Origin of the sequence: Olleya sp. HaHaR_3_96 (assembly GCF_019278545.1) — a bacterium.
GTDB lineage: Bacteria > Bacteroidota > Bacteroidia > Flavobacteriales > Flavobacteriaceae > Olleya.
Genome location: NZ_CP058987.1, coordinates 3,333,709 through 3,349,037, shown reverse-complemented (window position 1 = coordinate 3,349,037; position 15,329 = coordinate 3,333,709). Strand labels below are relative to the sequence as shown.

General features: G+C 33.1%; 16 protein-coding genes. 3 read left to right on the top strand and 13 right to left on the bottom strand.

The window, feature by feature from the left end:
• Positions 1-58 precede the first annotated feature (58 nt).
• From H0I26_RS14730 to H0I26_RS14720, 3 genes are read right to left on the bottom strand one after another with little or no spacing between them, the layout of a single operon-like run.
• On the bottom strand, positions 59-1,600 hold the full coding sequence (locus tag H0I26_RS14730; protein WP_218699758.1) for an acyl-CoA carboxylase subunit beta: 1,542 nt from the start codon (positions 1,598-1,600) through the stop codon (positions 59-61).
• 52 nt (positions 1,601-1,652) lie between these two features.
• Positions 1,653-3,095: an acetyl-CoA carboxylase biotin carboxylase subunit gene (accC, locus tag H0I26_RS14725; protein WP_218699757.1), complete on the bottom strand. Its 1,443-nt coding sequence runs from the start codon at positions 3,093-3,095 to the stop codon at positions 1,653-1,655.
• 1 nt (position 3,096) lies between these two features.
• Positions 3,097-3,582 (bottom strand): acetyl-CoA carboxylase biotin carboxyl carrier protein subunit, encoded by a 486-nt coding sequence (locus H0I26_RS14720; RefSeq protein WP_218699756.1) that lies wholly within the window; start codon positions 3,580-3,582, stop codon positions 3,097-3,099.
• Between the two features lie 142 nt (positions 3,583-3,724).
• Here H0I26_RS14720 and H0I26_RS14715 point away from each other — a divergent pair, with 142 nt between their 5' ends.
• A complete protein-coding gene (locus H0I26_RS14715; RefSeq protein ID WP_218699755.1) occupies positions 3,725-5,200 on the top strand; it encodes a T9SS type A sorting domain-containing protein in 1,476 nt (491 codons plus the stop codon).
• Here the strand turns inward: H0I26_RS14715 and H0I26_RS14710 are convergent.
• The 4 genes from H0I26_RS14710 to H0I26_RS14695 form a co-directional block, all read right to left on the bottom strand.
• Positions 5,190-5,882, bottom strand: coding sequence for a PrsW family intramembrane metalloprotease (locus H0I26_RS14710; RefSeq protein ID WP_218699754.1), 693 nt, complete (start codon positions 5,880-5,882; stop codon positions 5,190-5,192). The two genes, H0I26_RS14715 and H0I26_RS14710, sit on opposite strands and share 11 nt — an antisense overlap.
• Before the next feature lie 37 nt (positions 5,883-5,919).
• Positions 5,920-6,471 (bottom strand): NUDIX hydrolase, encoded by a 552-nt coding sequence (locus H0I26_RS14705; RefSeq protein ID WP_218699753.1) that lies wholly within the window; start codon positions 6,469-6,471, stop codon positions 5,920-5,922.
• Between the two features lies 1 nt (position 6,472).
• Positions 6,473-7,639, bottom strand: coding sequence for an aminotransferase class V-fold PLP-dependent enzyme (locus H0I26_RS14700; protein WP_218699752.1), 1,167 nt, complete (start codon positions 7,637-7,639; stop codon positions 6,473-6,475).
• A gap of 77 nt (positions 7,640-7,716) precedes the next feature.
• Positions 7,717-8,805 (bottom strand): M42 family metallopeptidase, encoded by a 1,089-nt coding sequence (locus H0I26_RS14695; RefSeq protein WP_218699751.1) that lies wholly within the window; start codon positions 8,803-8,805, stop codon positions 7,717-7,719.
• A 121-nt stretch (positions 8,806-8,926) separates the two neighbouring features.
• Between H0I26_RS14695 and H0I26_RS14690 the strand changes: the two genes are divergently transcribed.
• The gene (locus H0I26_RS14690) at positions 8,927-9,613 is read left to right on the top strand and encodes a DUF4294 domain-containing protein (RefSeq protein WP_218699750.1); all 687 of its coding nucleotides are present in this window, start codon (positions 8,927-8,929) and stop codon (positions 9,611-9,613) included.
• Positions 9,613-10,239 carry a PAQR family membrane homeostasis protein TrhA gene (trhA, locus tag H0I26_RS14685; RefSeq protein ID WP_218699749.1) on the top strand — a complete coding sequence of 209 codons (627 nt, stop codon included), beginning with the start codon at positions 9,613-9,615 and terminating at the stop codon, positions 10,237-10,239. The genes H0I26_RS14690 and trhA overlap by 1 nt, the downstream gene beginning before the upstream one ends.
• A gap of 24 nt (positions 10,240-10,263) precedes the next feature.
• On the opposite strand, the gene H0I26_RS14680 is transcribed toward trhA, so the two are convergent.
• The 6 genes from H0I26_RS14680 to H0I26_RS14655 form a co-directional block, all read right to left on the bottom strand.
• Entirely contained in the window at positions 10,264-10,941 is a 678-nt protein-coding gene (locus tag H0I26_RS14680) for an aspartate/glutamate racemase family protein (protein WP_218699748.1), read from the bottom strand.
• On the bottom strand, positions 10,938-11,885 hold the full coding sequence (locus H0I26_RS14675; protein ID WP_218699747.1) for an L-histidine N(alpha)-methyltransferase: 948 nt from the start codon (positions 11,883-11,885) through the stop codon (positions 10,938-10,940). The genes H0I26_RS14680 and H0I26_RS14675 overlap by 4 nt, the downstream gene beginning before the upstream one ends.
• Before the next feature lies 1 nt (position 11,886).
• Entirely contained in the window at positions 11,887-13,035 is a 1,149-nt protein-coding gene (gene egtB, locus H0I26_RS14670; protein WP_218699746.1) for an ergothioneine biosynthesis protein EgtB, read from the bottom strand.
• A gap of 362 nt (positions 13,036-13,397) precedes the next feature.
• On the bottom strand, positions 13,398-13,826 hold the full coding sequence (locus H0I26_RS14665) for a DUF4268 domain-containing protein (protein ID WP_101018898.1): 429 nt from the start codon (positions 13,824-13,826) through the stop codon (positions 13,398-13,400).
• Between the two features lie 39 nt (positions 13,827-13,865).
• The gene (locus H0I26_RS14660) at positions 13,866-14,537 is read right to left on the bottom strand and encodes a ZIP family metal transporter (RefSeq protein WP_218699745.1); all 672 of its coding nucleotides are present in this window, start codon (positions 14,535-14,537) and stop codon (positions 13,866-13,868) included.
• 17 nt (positions 14,538-14,554) lie between these two features.
• Positions 14,555-15,286, bottom strand: a complete 732-nt coding sequence (locus H0I26_RS14655) for a class I SAM-dependent methyltransferase (RefSeq protein WP_218699744.1) — start codon at positions 15,284-15,286, stop codon at positions 14,555-14,557.
• Positions 15,287-15,329: the final 43 nt, after the last annotated feature.

The following is a 15,329-nucleotide window of genomic DNA, read 5'->3' as shown; positions in this document are numbered from 1 at the left end:
TTTTATCTTTTTTTTGCTACTAAGTTTGGGTTATAAATTTAAGAACGAGTTAGTCGTTTTATAACGGAATATTGCCATGTTTTCTATTTGGTAGCACTTCTTCCTTATGTTCTAACATTTTAAACGCTTTAATTAATTTACGTCTAGTGTTTTCAGGAAGAATAACTTCATCTATAAAACCGCGTTCTGCAGCTTTATAAGGATTAGCAAACAACTCAGCATATTCGGCTTCTTTTTCTAAAAGTTTTTCTTCAGGATTGTCTGCTGCTTTTATTTCTTTTCTAAAAATAATTTCACTGGCACCTTTTGCTCCCATAACTGCAATTTCAGCACTTGGCCAAGCGTAATTTAAATCGGCTCCGATGTGTTTAGAGTTCATGACATCATAGGCACCACCGTAAGCTTTTCTTGTAATTACGGTCACTTTTGGTACAGTAGCTTCACTTAAAGCGTACAATAGTTTAGCACCATGCACAATAATTCCGTTCCATTCTTGATCCGTTCCTGGTAAAAATCCAGGGACATCTACTAATACGAGTAGTGGAATATTAAACGCATCACAAAAACGTGTGAATCGCGCCGCTTTACGCGAACTATTAACATCTAAGACACCAGCTAGAAACAACGGTTGATTGGCAACAATACCAACACTTTTCCCTCCAATTCTGGCAAATCCTACAATAATATTTTCGGCAAAGTTTTTATGAATTTCAAAAAAACTGTCATCATCAATCAAACCTTTAATAACCGTATGCATGTCATATGGTTTGTTAGCGTTAGTCGGTATAATTGAAGCTAGTTCTTCTCTAATCTCTTCACCTAATTCAAAAGGTAAATCTTTAGGTTTCTCTAAATTGCTTTGTGGTAGATAACTTAATAGACGTTTTAGGTCTTCTAAACATTCTATATCATTAGAAGAAGTAACGTGTGCCACACCAGACTTTGTCGAGTGTGTACTGGCGCCTCCCAGCTCTTCGCTAGTCACTTCCTCATTAGTTACTGTTTTAACAACATTGGGACCTGTTACAAACATATAACTTGTGTCTTCCACCATCATTGTAAAATCCGTCATTGCAGGACTATACACGGCACCTCCGGCACAAGGTCCCATAATTGCTGATAATTGCGGAATAACTCCAGACGATTTTACATTTCTATGAAAAATATCGGCATAACCTCCTAAAGACCGTACACCTTCTTGTATACGTGCTCCTCCAGAATCATTAAGTCCAATTAACGGAGCACCAACTTTAAGTGCTAAATCCATTATTTTACAGATCTTTTCGGCATGTGTTTCAGATAGCGCACCACCAAACACAGTAAAATCTTGTGCAAAAACATAGACTAACCTACCGTTTATTGTTCCGTAACCTGTAATGACACCATCGCCGTAAAACTTTTGATTTTGCATTCCAAAATCTACCGTTCTATGGGTTACTAGCGCTCCAATTTCCTCAAAAGAGCCTTCGTCCATTAAATAGGTGACACGCTCATGAGCCGTTAATTTTTTCTTTTCGTGTTGTTTATCTATTCTAGCTTGACCACCACCTAATTTGGATAGCTCAAGTTTTTCGTTTAGCGTTTTTATTTTGGATTCCATATCTCAATTTTATATTCGCAAAGTCGTTAGACGCCATGCGATAGGTGATTATCTAATTAGTTGGCAGTCTTAACTGTTTTTGATCTTTTAAGTACTGTTTTACAGCAAATAGCGCAGCTAACTTAGCTTCGTGCTTTGCATCTTGTTTTAAAGCTTCTGGGGAATAGTACTTTTTGACAAAATGTGTGTCAAAATCCCCTGATTTAAAGGCTTCATGATTAAACACAAATGTTCCAAAAGGTAAGGTAGTCTCAATCCCTTTGATTTCATAGTTCGCAATAGCTTCTCGCATAAGCTCCATTGCTTCTTCACGAGTTTTACCGTAGGTAATTAACTTAGCCAACATTGGATCATAGTAAATAGGAATATCCATACCTTGTTCAAAACCGTTATCAACTCTAATTCCTTTGCCTTGCGGAAGTTTGTAAACGTCTAAATGGCCAACACTTGGAAGGAAATCGTTTAAAGGATCTTCAGCGTAGATTCGTAACTCTAACGCATGACCATTAATTTTTAATTCGGATTGTTGGATGTCTAGGACTTCGCCACGCGCCACTTTTATTTGTAATTCGACTAAATCAACACCTGCAATAATTTCTGACACAGGATGCTCTACTTGTAGTCGGGTATTCATTTCAAGGAAATAGAAATTTTTGTTTTCATCTAATAAAAACTCGACAGTTCCGGCACCAACATAATCACAAGCTTTGGCTACTTTTATAGCCGCTTGTCCCATTTCTTCTCTTAATTCTGGTGTTAAAACAACACTAGGCGCTTCTTCAACTACTTTTTGGTGGCGACGTTGTATACTGCATTCGCGTTCAAACAAATGAATAACATTACCGTGTGTATCTGCCATCACTTGGATTTCGATATGCCTTGGAGAACTCACATATTTTTCAATAAAAACAGAACCATCTCCAAAAGCATTAACAGCTTCGCTAATCGCACGATTCATTTGAGATTCAAATTCGTCTTCTTTTTCCACCACACGCATTCCTTTTCCACCACCACCAGCAGAAGCTTTAATCAAAATCGGAAAACCAATAGTTTTAGCTATTTTTTTAGCTTCAGGAATATCAGTAATAGCTTGGTCTGTACCGGGTACCATTGGAATATCATAGGCTTTAACGGCATCTTTAGCAGCTAATTTACTACCCATGACTCTAATGGCATGGGATTTTGGACCTATAAAAGTGATATTGTTTTTCTCGCAAAGTTCTGCGAAATCAGCATTTTCACTTAAAAAACCATAACCAGGATGTATCCCATCAACATTTAATTGTTTTGCAACTTCAATAATTTTATCACCTAATAAATAGGATTGATTAGAGGGCGCTTCACCAATTAAAACAGCTTCATCAGCAAATTTTACGTGAGGAGCCTTTCGATCTGCAGTAGAGTAGATTGCTACGGTTTTAATTCCCATTTTCTGAGCGGTACTCATGACTCTTATTGCTATTTCACCACGATTGGCGACTAATATTTTTTTCATTTTATTCGAATTCAATTAACAATTGCCCTTTATCCACTGTGTTTCCTTTTGTACCCGTTACAGATTTTATAATACCGTCTCTTGGGGATACAATACTGTTTTCCATTTTCATGGCTTCAAGTATTAATAAAGGTGTGTTTACAGTGACTTCATCTCCAGGTTTTACCATAATATCTAGTATTAATCCTGGCATTGGCGCTTTTATATTGTCTATTATTTTAGACGCTCCAACTTCAAAGCCTAAAGCTTTGATTAAAGCATCCAATTGGTCTTCTATTTGGACCGTATGCAGATTGTTATTGACTTTTATTTGATAAGACTTATTATCAAAATCACTTGCTACGACTTCAATTTTAAAGGGTTTATTGTTTTCTAAAAGATGAAATGAATCCTTTTTAGTTTCAACAGAGTCTAAACTTTTTATAGCATCAGAGTCTATTTCAAATTGATAAAGATCGTTTGTTTTTACATTAAATTTTTGGCTCATATTATTCTATGATTAAGAACTATAAAGATAAACAACTATAACGTTTTAGTAAAATAGAATTCTATTATATTATTTCAAATTAATTAACAGGTAAGTCCAATGGACTTGTTTTTACGTAATTAAGATAAAAAAACCTTTATTTATGAAAGTAAAACTACTCCTTGTATTATGCGTTATTTTTCAATTTGGTAACGCTCAAGATTTGGGTGCAGGCTATAGTGCTAACGACTTAACGCAACATCCAATGCAGCCATTAGCAAAGCCGGGGTATCTGGAAACCGTTACAGATCCATCATTTCCGGCGACAAATATTAGACGTATTACTCAAGCAAGTGCTGGTAGTTTTGTGGCCCCAATGTATAATACAATTCAATCTTGGAATACAGATGAAAGTTTGATGCTTGTTTATGGCGGCGGTGTACATCAGCTATTAAATGGTCAAGATTATTCGTTTATTAGAACGCTTTCAGATATTAATCCTGACGATTTAGAAGCTGTTTTCTGGTCATTTATTAATCCTAATATCTTGTTTTATATGGATAATAATACCGACGATTTGATAAGTTATAACGTACAAACACAAGTCAAAACCATTGTTGTTAATATTAGAACGATTAGTAGTTGTGCTGGATCTGATGGATTATCTGGTGGGAATGATATACAAATGATGTCATGGGATGATGATGTGTTTGCTTTTAGATGTGGGAATAGTTCTGCTTTTTATTATAGAATTTCTACAAGTACGCTAACTCAATTTAATATTACTGACATTAATTATACGGCACCAATGCCTTTTCCTAGTGGTAATTTGTTTTATCATAATAAAAAAGTATATGATACAAATGGTGATTTTGTTAGAGATTTTAATGTTGGAAGTACAGAACATTCTTGTTTAGGACAATTAAGCAATGGTGACGACGGGTATTTTTCTATTGCTTTTGAGCAGGGACCAAATGGGGCTTGTCAAGGAACATTAGTGGCTCACAATGCTACAACGGGGCATTGTTTTTCTGTAACACCTGTTGGTGATTATGGTTATCCTAAATCAGGGACACATATGTCGGCACTAGCACATAAAAATACAGATGGTGGTTGGGTTGCAGTTTCTAGTTTAGGCTATCAACAAGATGGTGTGCAAATTTTGGATCAAGAACTGTTTATTGCAAAAGTAAATGAGTTTGATGCAGATGTGTACCGTGTAGGACATCATAGAAGTGATGAAGATGATATCGATTATTGGGGAGAACCACATGTTACGATTAGTCCAAGCGGAACAAGATTATTATTTGGTAGCGATTGGAGTGGGGCAGAAGATGGTATTTCTGTAGATAGTTATGTGGCGGAATTGAATAAAAACACGTTGTCAAATACTCAGTTTGTTAACACCAATCAGATTGTTACCCTGTATCCAAACCCTGCAAAAGACAAATTACAATTACAGTCAACGCTAAGCCAATTATTAGCGTTGACTATTAGTGATATCTCTGGAAAAACGATTTTAAAGACTCATATTTACAGCCAGAAACAAATTGATGTTAGTGGTTTAACTAATGGATTATATTTTGTGACGTTTTATAATGAGGGTACTATTCAAACTTTAAAATTTATTAAGAAATAATCTCCGTTGTATCTTTAAAGTGAGAACTCTGTTGATGGTATTTTATAGCTCTTTTTGATAGGTATAATCCAATACCTAAAGATATAAAGGCACCAATCCAAATACCTGGGATAAAGTTGATAAATAAGAAAAAGTCATAAGCACCATGAAATAAAATAGCAGAAAGTAAGCCTAATAAATTTAAGTATAATTTATTAGGTGCAAACTTAGCTTTACCCATAAAATACCCCATTAAAATACCGAATGTGGCGTGCGCTGGCACTGCTGTAAAAGCTCTAGCTAATGCAGTTGCATGCCCACTTTGCATAACGTACATGACATTTTCTGTGGCTGCAAACCCCATAGATACCATTACGGCATATACTATACCATCAAAGGGTTCGTTAAACTCTTTACGTTGTTGAGCAAATAATAACACTATTAAAAACTTACTTAGCTCTTCCGAGAAACCGACAACAAAAAAGGCTTGTTTAAATTGTTCCCAAACACTTAATTTATCCTGTAAAGGAACTAAAGTATTAAAGACAGAGTAAAGTAGTGTGGTAATAATTATACTAACAATAGCACCTAATAGAAATGAAATTATTAATAATCGTTTGGGTTCTTTTTCATATTTATCTTTTAGATAGATGTAGAAAATGATAATAAAGATTGGCGCTAGGGCCATTAATAGTAATTGCATCGGGCTAAGTTAGGGTATTTGACGTTATTTTAAAACGTTAGGTTATCTTTTTTAAAATGGCTTCAGCGACAATATTATAATAATCAGAATTACTAGCTATAAAATGCCCGTTGGTTGCGCTGTTTTCTAAAAGTTCGAAAAAATCAAACATACTTACCAGTTTTAAAGCTTCCACTTCTTCCTCTTGAGGTATTAGAGATGAAAACGATAGGTCTAATTGTGCTATATAGGTGTGGTGAAACTCATTGTCAATAATGCCATTTGGGTACGTTTTAAAGCACTCAAAAACGCCGATTTTATCTAAGTCTTTTTTAGAAATTTTTAAACCTATTTCTTCTTTTACTTCTCTAATAGCGCCTTTTTTTAAAGTTTCACCAGCATCAATATGTCCCGCGACAGACACATCCCAAAGCAGAGGATAGATTAGTTTTGAGGCCCCACGTTGTGCCAATAAGATCTCACCATCTGTTGTGTAAAACCAAATATGTACAGTGTTGTGATAGTGTCCTTTACTATGAATTTCGCTTTTTAAAGCAGTTTGACCAGTGGGAAGTCCCTTTTTATCTACAATATCAATTAATTCGTTCATTTTAAGTTGTTTTAATTATATATGAAAAACAAGAGATTAATGTTTTAAAATCTTCAGCAGTATTAAATACATGACAGGACAATCTAATGTAATTTCCTCTAAAGGAAACAAAAATATTATGATCAGCCAATGTTTGCTTTATAATTTCGGGTGCTATGTTTTCTGGTAATTTAATTCCAAATAAATGATGCGTTCTATACGCCTCATCTTCAATTATAAAACCGAGTAGCCTTAAGTCGTGAACAGCTTGTTGTGTTATTGTTTTGCAATACTGTTGAATAGCTAAAGGAGTCCATTCTAAAACTTGTTGTAATGCTGCGATTTGCATTTTTACATTTAAAAAGCTTGCACTTTCTCCTGCACAATAGCGATTGGCTAATGGTTTGTATTGTTCTTGGTAGTTTGTTAAGCCTGAAAAATTGTCGCTATCTAATCGATTAGTCCAATTTTCTTCAAGCGGAATACCGTTATCAAACGTTTCACTAAAATAAGCATAACCACAACCGTACGGTCCAAATAGCCATTTGTATCCTGCACAAATTAGTGCATCTGGTTGTAAATCTTTAACAGAGAATGGTAAAGCACCAATACTTTGGCTACCGTCAATAATTAATAAGGCTTGATGTTGTTTAGATTTTTCTCGGATTGCTTTTAAATCGAATACGGTTCCGTTAGACCAATGGATATGCCCCATTGCTACCACAGCAGTATTACTATTTATAGCTTCTATGATATCTAAATTCCATTGTTTACCATTGTTTTCAGAATCTAAAGGCACTTTTACAACCTTAATAGTTGCTTGGTATTGGTCGGCCAATCTTTTCCAGGAATAGTAATTACTAGGAAACTGCTCGTCAATAATCAAAATTTCGTCGGTTGGTTTTAAAACAATGTTATTTGTGACTGTAGCAATACCATAAGATGCTGACGGAATTAAAGCAATACGGTTATAATCGTCTTCATCAATAAGTTGTGCAAATAGGGATTTAAGTTGTTTTACGGGTTCAAAATAATCAGAGCCCGTAATTAAATAAGGCCTTCTTTTTTGTAGTAATCCATATAAACCAGCCTGATGTATTGTATTAAAGGCTGGAGATTGCGACGCGATATTTAAATACGTTATGTCCTCCGGTAAATCAAATAAGTGTTTTTGTTGTTTTAAATCCATAGTATAAAGATAAAAAAAAGCCTCAAAAAGAGGCTTTAATTGTTTTATGTTATTTGTATTTAAATAATCATAATTGATTATTTAAAATAAGAAAATGTTTCACCATCTTCAATTTTAAGTAATGTTTCATAAATTAATTTAATCACGTTTTCTACATCATCTTGGTGTACCATTTCTACAGTTGTATGCATGTAACGTAACGGTAAAGAGATTAAAGCAGACGCAACACCACCATTACTGTACGCAAAGGCATCAGTGTCCGTTCCTGTTGCTCTACTTAAAGCAGCACGTTGGAACGGTATTTTATTATCATCTGCAGTATCCGTAATTAAATCACGTAATTTTTGTTGTACAGCTGGTGCATAAGCTACAACAGGTCCTTTTCCAATCTCAACATGACCTTGTACTTTCATATCAATCATTGGTGTTGTCGTATCATGTGTTACATCAGTAACAATTGCCACGTTTGGCTTGATTGTTTCAGTAATCATTTGCGCACCACGTAAACCTATTTCTTCTTGAACAGAATTAGTGATATAAAGACCAAATGGTAATGTTTTCTTATTTTCTTTAAGTAAACGCGCTACTTCAGCAATCATAAAACCACCCATACGGTTATCTAAAGCACGACATACAAATTTGTCACCGTTTAGGATATGAAATTCGTCTGGATAGGTAATAACACAACCCACGTGAACGCCCATTTTCTCAACTTCTTCTTTGTCTTTAGCACCAACATCTATTGTAATATTGTGTGGTTTTGGAGCTTCTTCTTTAGCTTTGTTACGTGTATGGATTGCTGGCCAACCAAATACACCTTTTACAATACCGTTTTTAGTATGAATATTAACTATTTTACTTGGAGCAATTTGATGATCACTACCACCGTTTCTTACTACATAGATTAATCCGTTATCGGAAATGTAATTAACATACCAAGAGATTTCGTCTGCATGGCCCTCAATGACTACTTTAAATTTTGCATCTGGATTGATTACACCAACAGCAGTACCATAAGTATCTGTAAAAAACTCGTCTACATATGGTTTAAGATAATCCATCCATATTTTTTGACCGTCCCACTCGTATCCAGTTGGAGCTGCATTATTTAAATATTTTTCTAAAAAGTCCATTGACTTTTTGTTAAGTATGCTTTTTGTTGCCATTTGATTTATTTTTGCATAAAAATAAGAATATTCACACTTTTTAATAGCTAGCAAGACGTTAATTATTAATTTTGTTCAATAAAATGTTCTATTTTGGAATAGTTTTAGCAGTTATGTCACTATGAAGTATATTATTTACCTTTTTTTAAGCCTACCTTTTTGGGTTTTTGCTCAAGAAGAAAATGAGGTTGTTCAAGATTCGACAGAAGTCGAGTATATTATTATTGAAGGAGACTCTATCCCGCACAAGTCTATTTATCTAGATGAAATTATGCTGCTGGATAAACTAACTTTTAGTAATAGGGAAGACAAACGGCGTTATTACATTTTAATGCGAAAAACAATTAAGGTATACCCTTATGCTAAATTGGCAGCTGACCGGTTGAATGCTTTAAATACAAGGTTGAAAACTTTAACTAGAAAACGAGATAAAAAAGAGTACGCTAAAAAAGTGCAAAAATATATTGAAGAAGAATTTTCTGAAGAATTAAAAAAACTAACTAAAACAGAAGGTCAAATCTTAGTCAAATTAATACACAGGCAAACAGGGATTACGGCTTTTGACTTAATAAAAGATTTACGTAATGGTTGGCGAGCCTTTTGGTATAACAGTACAGCTTATTTATTTAATATCTCTTTAAAACGAGAGTATGACCCTGAAAATGTGGAAGAAGATTATTTAATTGAAGATATTTTAGTTAGAGCTTGGCAACAAGGGCGAGTAAAATTAGTAAAATCGCCATTAAACTTTGAATACTACAAATTATCATACAAGTGGAATGCAACTGATAAACATAATAACAACTAATGCGCAAGCAAACACCTTTTGAAGAAAAATTAAATGCGTTAACGCATGGTATTGGGGCTGTTTTAGGTATAGCCGCTTTGGTGTTGTTAATTATTTTAGAGACTAAAAAAACCGAATTTAGTTTGTTTAGTGTTGTGATATATGGTTTATCTATAATTATTTTATTTACAGCATCTACCTTATATCATATTATTTCTGACGAAAAAAAGAAACACTATTTTAGGATTGTAGATCATGTTAGTATTTACTTATTGATTGCAGGAACGTATACCCCAGTTTTATTAATTACTTTAGAACAAAGCCTAGGTTGGCCATTGTTTTATACCGTGTGGGGAATAGCTGTTTTTGGAGTGATTTTAAAATTGTTTTTTACAGGTCGTTTTAATGTCTTTTCGACATTATTATATTTAGTCATGGGATGGTTAGTCGTATTTGATTTCTCTATGCTATCAAGTATAATGGAACCCAATGGTATTATACTGCTCATGGCTGGTGGTTTATCCTATACTGTGGGTATTGTGTTTTATGCCATCGAGAAAATCCCTTATAACCACGTTATTTGGCATTTATTTGTCTTGGCAGGTGCTATTTGTCACTTTTTTATGGTGTTGTTTTACGTAGTTTAAAAAGCAGAAGTATTATGGTTACAATTAAAGCGATAAAGCAATAGCTTCTTGAACCTGTAACAAAGCCATATCTATTACTTTTGAATTCCCCAACTGATTACTCCATAACGATAATTCTGTGCAAGCAATAACAACCACGTAGTTTTGACTGTATTTGGTGATTAGTTTTTTGTAATTTATAAAGTCGGTTTCCGTTTCTGAATAATTGTAAAGCTTTTTACGACAGTTATCAATGCTGATTTGATCTTCCTTTTCTGGTAAAACAACAGTTATTTTTTCTGATTTAAAATGGTTTAAAATATACGTTGAAGACATAGTATATAAAGACCCAAACACAATAACTTCAGATGTGTTAATTAATTTTAAGTGCTTTATACTTAAAGCTAAGGGGTGAAGTATTGTTTTGGTAAGTAATAGTTGATCTGTAGTTTCGTGTAAAGTAATATTAGGAATAATACAATGGTCAATATTATGACTAAAAAGAGCTTTTAAACTCTTGTCAACAAGAGGTCTAAGAGTCTCAAATTGATTAGGTAGAAAAGGATTAATAGTATTAAAATCTATTGAATAGGTAATAGAAGGAAAGGTGTGGTAATCACCTTTTACAGCATGGTATGTTTTATTCAGTTGTTCTAAATAAAACAGAGTACTTCGGCTACCAAGCCCTAAAATCCCTAACACTCCTTTTTTTGTCGTAATCATTTTTTATCTAAGATATAATCTGCAAAATACTGCTTACTATCAATTAGTTTATCCATGATTTTAAGGGACGTGTTTTCTAAATACGAGTTTAAAATAGTGTCATTGTATTTTCTAGAGGTTTCAGTATGTATGCGCTCACCTTCAACAAAATGAAAGGTTTTATTTAAGGATTTAATCGTGACGTTTTGAGATATAGTGCTTACTAAATAACTTCTTGCTATTCCTTCTTCTTCTGTGTATTCTGGCTGATGAATAAATAAATCTGTATCAAAATCAGCACCGAATTCGTTATTAATTCGGTCTAATAAATTTAAGTTGAAACGTTTTGTAATACCTTGACTATCATTATAGGCAGGCAATACTATATTTTTAGATTTTATTAAATCCAAACCTAATAGTACTTTGTCATTTGACTTTAAGGAGTCTGATAATTTGGTTAAAAAATCTTTAGCTAGTGCATCACTTAAATTACCAATATTTGAGCCAAGAAACAAAATAACTTTAGGATGGTTAGATTGTTTTAAAGACCCTAAAACCTCAAAATAATCCCCTTGTTTAGTCGTTGTTTTTACATGAGGTAATTCCGTGTTAACACTCTCTTTTAATTGATCTAATGCATTTTGAGAAATATCTATAGGTATATAATTAAAGTTGTATTTTTCAGTATCTAAAACTTTTAATAATTCTTTTGTTTTGGTTCCGTCTCCAGCACCGAGCTCGATTAATTCAAAAAAAGTATCTTTTTTTAGTTGTAAACCTTCAATAATATTTTGCGTCTGATTTTTGAAGATATCAAATTCTGCTCTAGTAAGATAGTACTCAGGCATATTCATGATGTCTACAAATAGTGCATCTCCTTTTTTGTCATAAAAATATTTAGATAGTAGGTACTTAGGGGTATTACTAAGTCCTTTATCGATGTCGTTTAAAAAATTGTTGTTCATATTATTTAGCTAGTCTAATGCCTGAAAATTGCCATTTTGTTTGTGCTGGAAAAAAGTTTCTGTAGGTCGATCTACTGTGATTTTTGGAAGTGGCTACAGATCCACCGCGAAGTACCATTTGATTAATCATAAATTTACCATTATACTCACCAACCGCACCTTTTGCGATTTCAAAATTAGGGTAGGGTAGGTAAGCGGAGTTGGTCCATTCCCAACGTTGTCCCCAATTTAAGTTTTCAGAGGCTATTTCCCACTCAAACTCCGTTGGTAAGCGCATACCTTTCCAAAATGCAAAAGCGGTAGCCTCGTAATAAGAAATGTGTGTTAAAACAGCCTCAGGATTAACAGGTTTTAAACCAGAGAGTGTATAATGGTACCAAATAGTATCAATCTTAACCCAATATAAAGGTTTGTCAATAGCATTGTCTTGGATCCAGTACCAACCTTCGTCTAGCCAATATTTAGCTGTTTGATATCCTTTAGCTTCAATAAATTCAATATACTCTTGATTGGTAACCAACGCTTTATTTATACTGTACGGCTGTAGATAAACTTTATGTAAACCTAATTCGTTATCAAAAGCAAACGAATCGGATTTATGACCAATCTCGTAAACACCTTCCGGTACAGATAACCAACCGGAGTCAGAATTAGTGTTTTCGACTAAATTAATTTCTGTATATTTTGGATGAATTGGATTTAATGAAAACGTGTATTTTAAGTCGGTAAGTAATAATTCTTGATGTTGTTGCTCATGATTGATCCCCAAAACAGTCAATTTTTTGACTTCAGGATCTGTTGTTGTCTCTAATAATTGTGCCATATGTTTATCCACATAAGCGCGATATTTAAAAATAACCTCAATACTTGGACGTGTAATTAAGCCGCGATTATGGCGTTCAATACGTTTACCTATGCTGTTATAATAACTATTAAATAAAAACGAATACTCACTATCAAAAACAGTATAGTTAGGATAAAATGATTTTAAGATCATTTCTTCAAAAAACCATGTGGTATGTGCAATATGCCATTTAGGCGGACTGGCGAAAGCAGCAGATTGAGGTGTGTAATCTTCTGTATTTAGAGGATTACATATAGTTTGAGTATAGTTTCGGGTGTTTTGGTAGTGTTGTAATATGGTATCCATGCTTCTCAAATATAACAAGTAATTGGCTACAGATTTAGTTATTAGTCTTAATTTAAATTTATTTTAACGTTATTTTACACATCTATAGCGCTGGTTTAAAAAAAGATAAATTCTTTTTTAAACCAGCAATAAAGCGTGTTTTACAGTGTATGTAAATAACACTAAAACTGTTATTTGGTTTTGAGAAAAGTTTGTCAAATGACTATAACTAGTACTGTCTACCATTTATATTTAAAAAGATTAAATCAGTAAAACTTACTGTAATTAATCTTCTAAAAATAAACACACAAATACTAAGTCGTTATTTTTAATTATACCTAACATAATTAAAATAGATACTAGTGATAAAAACAGGAATACACTTAATCTTCTATAATATCTTTATATTCTGCAAAAAAGTCTTCAAAAAGGCCCATATGTGTATTAAAAAACACCATGACTTCTTGCCATGAGTTTTTATTATGTATGGATACTTTTTGCTCTAAAGGCACATAAATTCTAGAAATCTCTTTACCATTATCTAAAATATAGTCTTCATCATAAATGGCTTCAGGAAGATACTCGTCTAACAAAATAGATTTTAAGGATACTAGTTTTTCCCAGTAATTAATACGATTTTCAAGATCGTCTTCAAGGTCTAAGGTTACAAATGCTTTTTTATTATCAAAATAAAATTTGAAGCTTAAGCCTTTTAGTTTTGTGTTGTATAAGGTCCATTTTCTTGGAAAAGACTTTCCAAAACTAGTCCAAAACAATTCTTTTATCTCTCTTGATTCTTCTTTTGAAAACATATTTTTTAATAAAAAGATACTAAATTAATACTCCTAAATTTACATAAAATAGGCAATTACTATTCCTAATATAATGGTACTTAGTTTGGCTAAATTAAATTTGTGCCCTTCGCTACTTTCAAATAAAATAGTGGTGCTTATGTGTAAAAAGATACCAATAACTAAAGCAGAGACTTCATAATAATAGTTTTCGAAAAACTGGAATTGCATGGATAAAAACACGCCTAAAGGTGTCATTAAAGCAAATAATAATAAAAACAGCATACTTTTAGAGCGACTTAAATTAGAGGCTAAGAAAAACGTCGATAGTATAATCGCGACAGGTAGTTTATGGATAATAACACCATAAATTAAATGCTCATGCGCCTCAATGGGGATGCCTTCTAAAACACTGTGTATACTTAAACTTATAAATAATATCCACGGAAAATCAACACTGCTTTTATCAATATGTACATGACCATGCTCTGCACCTTTAGAGAAAAACTCTAATATTATTTGCAGTAAAATACCAATCATTATAAATAAACCAATAGGCTTATCATTACTATTATAGACCTCTGGTAAAAAGTCAAAGACCGTTATAGATAATAAAAATGAACCACTAAAAGCTAGCAATAATTTTAGACTACGGTTATGTTTCGGCTTAAAAAGAAGAACGATTATATACCCTAAAACAACAGCTATAATGGGAAAAATAAAATTTTGCATTTGTTTTAATAAATTACTTACTTAAAAATCATAATTAAACGATCAGATGTTTTTTTATGGAATGGACTTAATTTATAATCTCCAAAAATATCTAATAAATAAACACCGGCTTGTTCAAATAAACGCTCGAAATCAGCCAAGCTAAACGCTTTAACACGCTCTTGAAATTGGTAGTCTTCACCTTCAAAAGAAAAGCTAATATCTTTAATGATATAACCGTTTTCCACACGTCTTTTTTGTAAAAAGTCAATACCTTCCACTGTCTTAACATTCTCAGGGACTAAGTTATCTATAATAAATTCGGTATTCATAAAATCAATAACGCCAAAACCGGAGTCATTTAAATTGGCTTGAATCGCTTTGATAGTCGCTAAATTATCTGTTTCGTTTTCAAAATACCCAAAACTAGTAAACAAATTAAACACGGCATCAAAAGTTTCGCCGAAAGGCTGACACATATTATGGACTTTAAAGTGTAAGGTGTCATTTTCAAACTGTTTGGCATGATTGATACTGTTTTCGGATAAATCCGCTCCAATTACATCATATCCAATCGAGTTTAAATAGACGGCATGACGACCTTTTCCGCACGCTAAATCCAATATTTTTCCTTGTTCAGGTAGATTTAAGTATTCGGTTAGATTTGTCATAAACTGTTCAGCTTCAGTATGATCTCTATCTTTGTAAAGTATGTGGTAAAATGGACTATCAAACCATGAAGCGTACCATTTTTTATCGTTTTTACTCATATTTTTATTTTGGGGTTTAAACTTCCGCGTAAGCTACAGTTTA

Excerpts from the sequence above, each read along its gene's own strand:
- H0I26_RS14730 (WP_218699758.1), bottom strand. The coding sequence starts at position 1,600 with ATGGAATCCAAAATAAAAACGCTAAACGAAAAACTTGAGCTATCCAAA.
- accC (WP_218699757.1), bottom strand. The coding sequence starts at position 3,095 with ATGAAAAAAATATTAGTCGCCAATCGTGGTGAAATAGCAATAAGAGTC.
- H0I26_RS14720 (WP_218699756.1), bottom strand. The coding sequence starts at position 3,582 with ATGAGCCAAAAATTTAATGTAAAAACAAACGATCTTTATCAATTTGAA.
- H0I26_RS14715 (WP_218699755.1), top strand. The coding sequence starts at position 3,725 with ATGAAAGTAAAACTACTCCTTGTATTATGCGTTATTTTTCAATTTGGT.
- H0I26_RS14710 (WP_218699754.1), bottom strand. The coding sequence starts at position 5,882 with ATGCAATTACTATTAATGGCCCTAGCGCCAATCTTTATTATCATTTTC.
- H0I26_RS14705 (WP_218699753.1), bottom strand. The coding sequence starts at position 6,471 with ATGAACGAATTAATTGATATTGTAGATAAAAAGGGACTTCCCACTGGT.
- H0I26_RS14700 (WP_218699752.1), bottom strand. The coding sequence starts at position 7,639 with ATGGATTTAAAACAACAAAAACACTTATTTGATTTACCGGAGGACATA.
- H0I26_RS14695 (WP_218699751.1), bottom strand. The coding sequence starts at position 8,805 with ATGGCAACAAAAAGCATACTTAACAAAAAGTCAATGGACTTTTTAGAA.
- H0I26_RS14690 (WP_218699750.1), top strand. The coding sequence starts at position 8,927 with ATGAAGTATATTATTTACCTTTTTTTAAGCCTACCTTTTTGGGTTTTT.
- trhA (WP_218699749.1), top strand. The coding sequence starts at position 9,613 with ATGCGCAAGCAAACACCTTTTGAAGAAAAATTAAATGCGTTAACGCAT.
- H0I26_RS14680 (WP_218699748.1), bottom strand. The coding sequence starts at position 10,941 with ATGATTACGACAAAAAAAGGAGTGTTAGGGATTTTAGGGCTTGGTAGC.
- H0I26_RS14675 (WP_218699747.1), bottom strand. The coding sequence starts at position 11,885 with ATGAACAACAATTTTTTAAACGACATCGATAAAGGACTTAGTAATACC.
- egtB (WP_218699746.1), bottom strand. The coding sequence starts at position 13,035 with ATGGATACCATATTACAACACTACCAAAACACCCGAAACTATACTCAA.
- H0I26_RS14665 (WP_101018898.1), bottom strand. The coding sequence starts at position 13,826 with ATGTTTTCAAAAGAAGAATCAAGAGAGATAAAAGAATTGTTTTGGACT.
- H0I26_RS14660 (WP_218699745.1), bottom strand. The coding sequence starts at position 14,537 with ATGCAAAATTTTATTTTTCCCATTATAGCTGTTGTTTTAGGGTATATA.
- H0I26_RS14655 (WP_218699744.1), bottom strand. The coding sequence starts at position 15,286 with ATGAGTAAAAACGATAAAAAATGGTACGCTTCATGGTTTGATAGTCCA.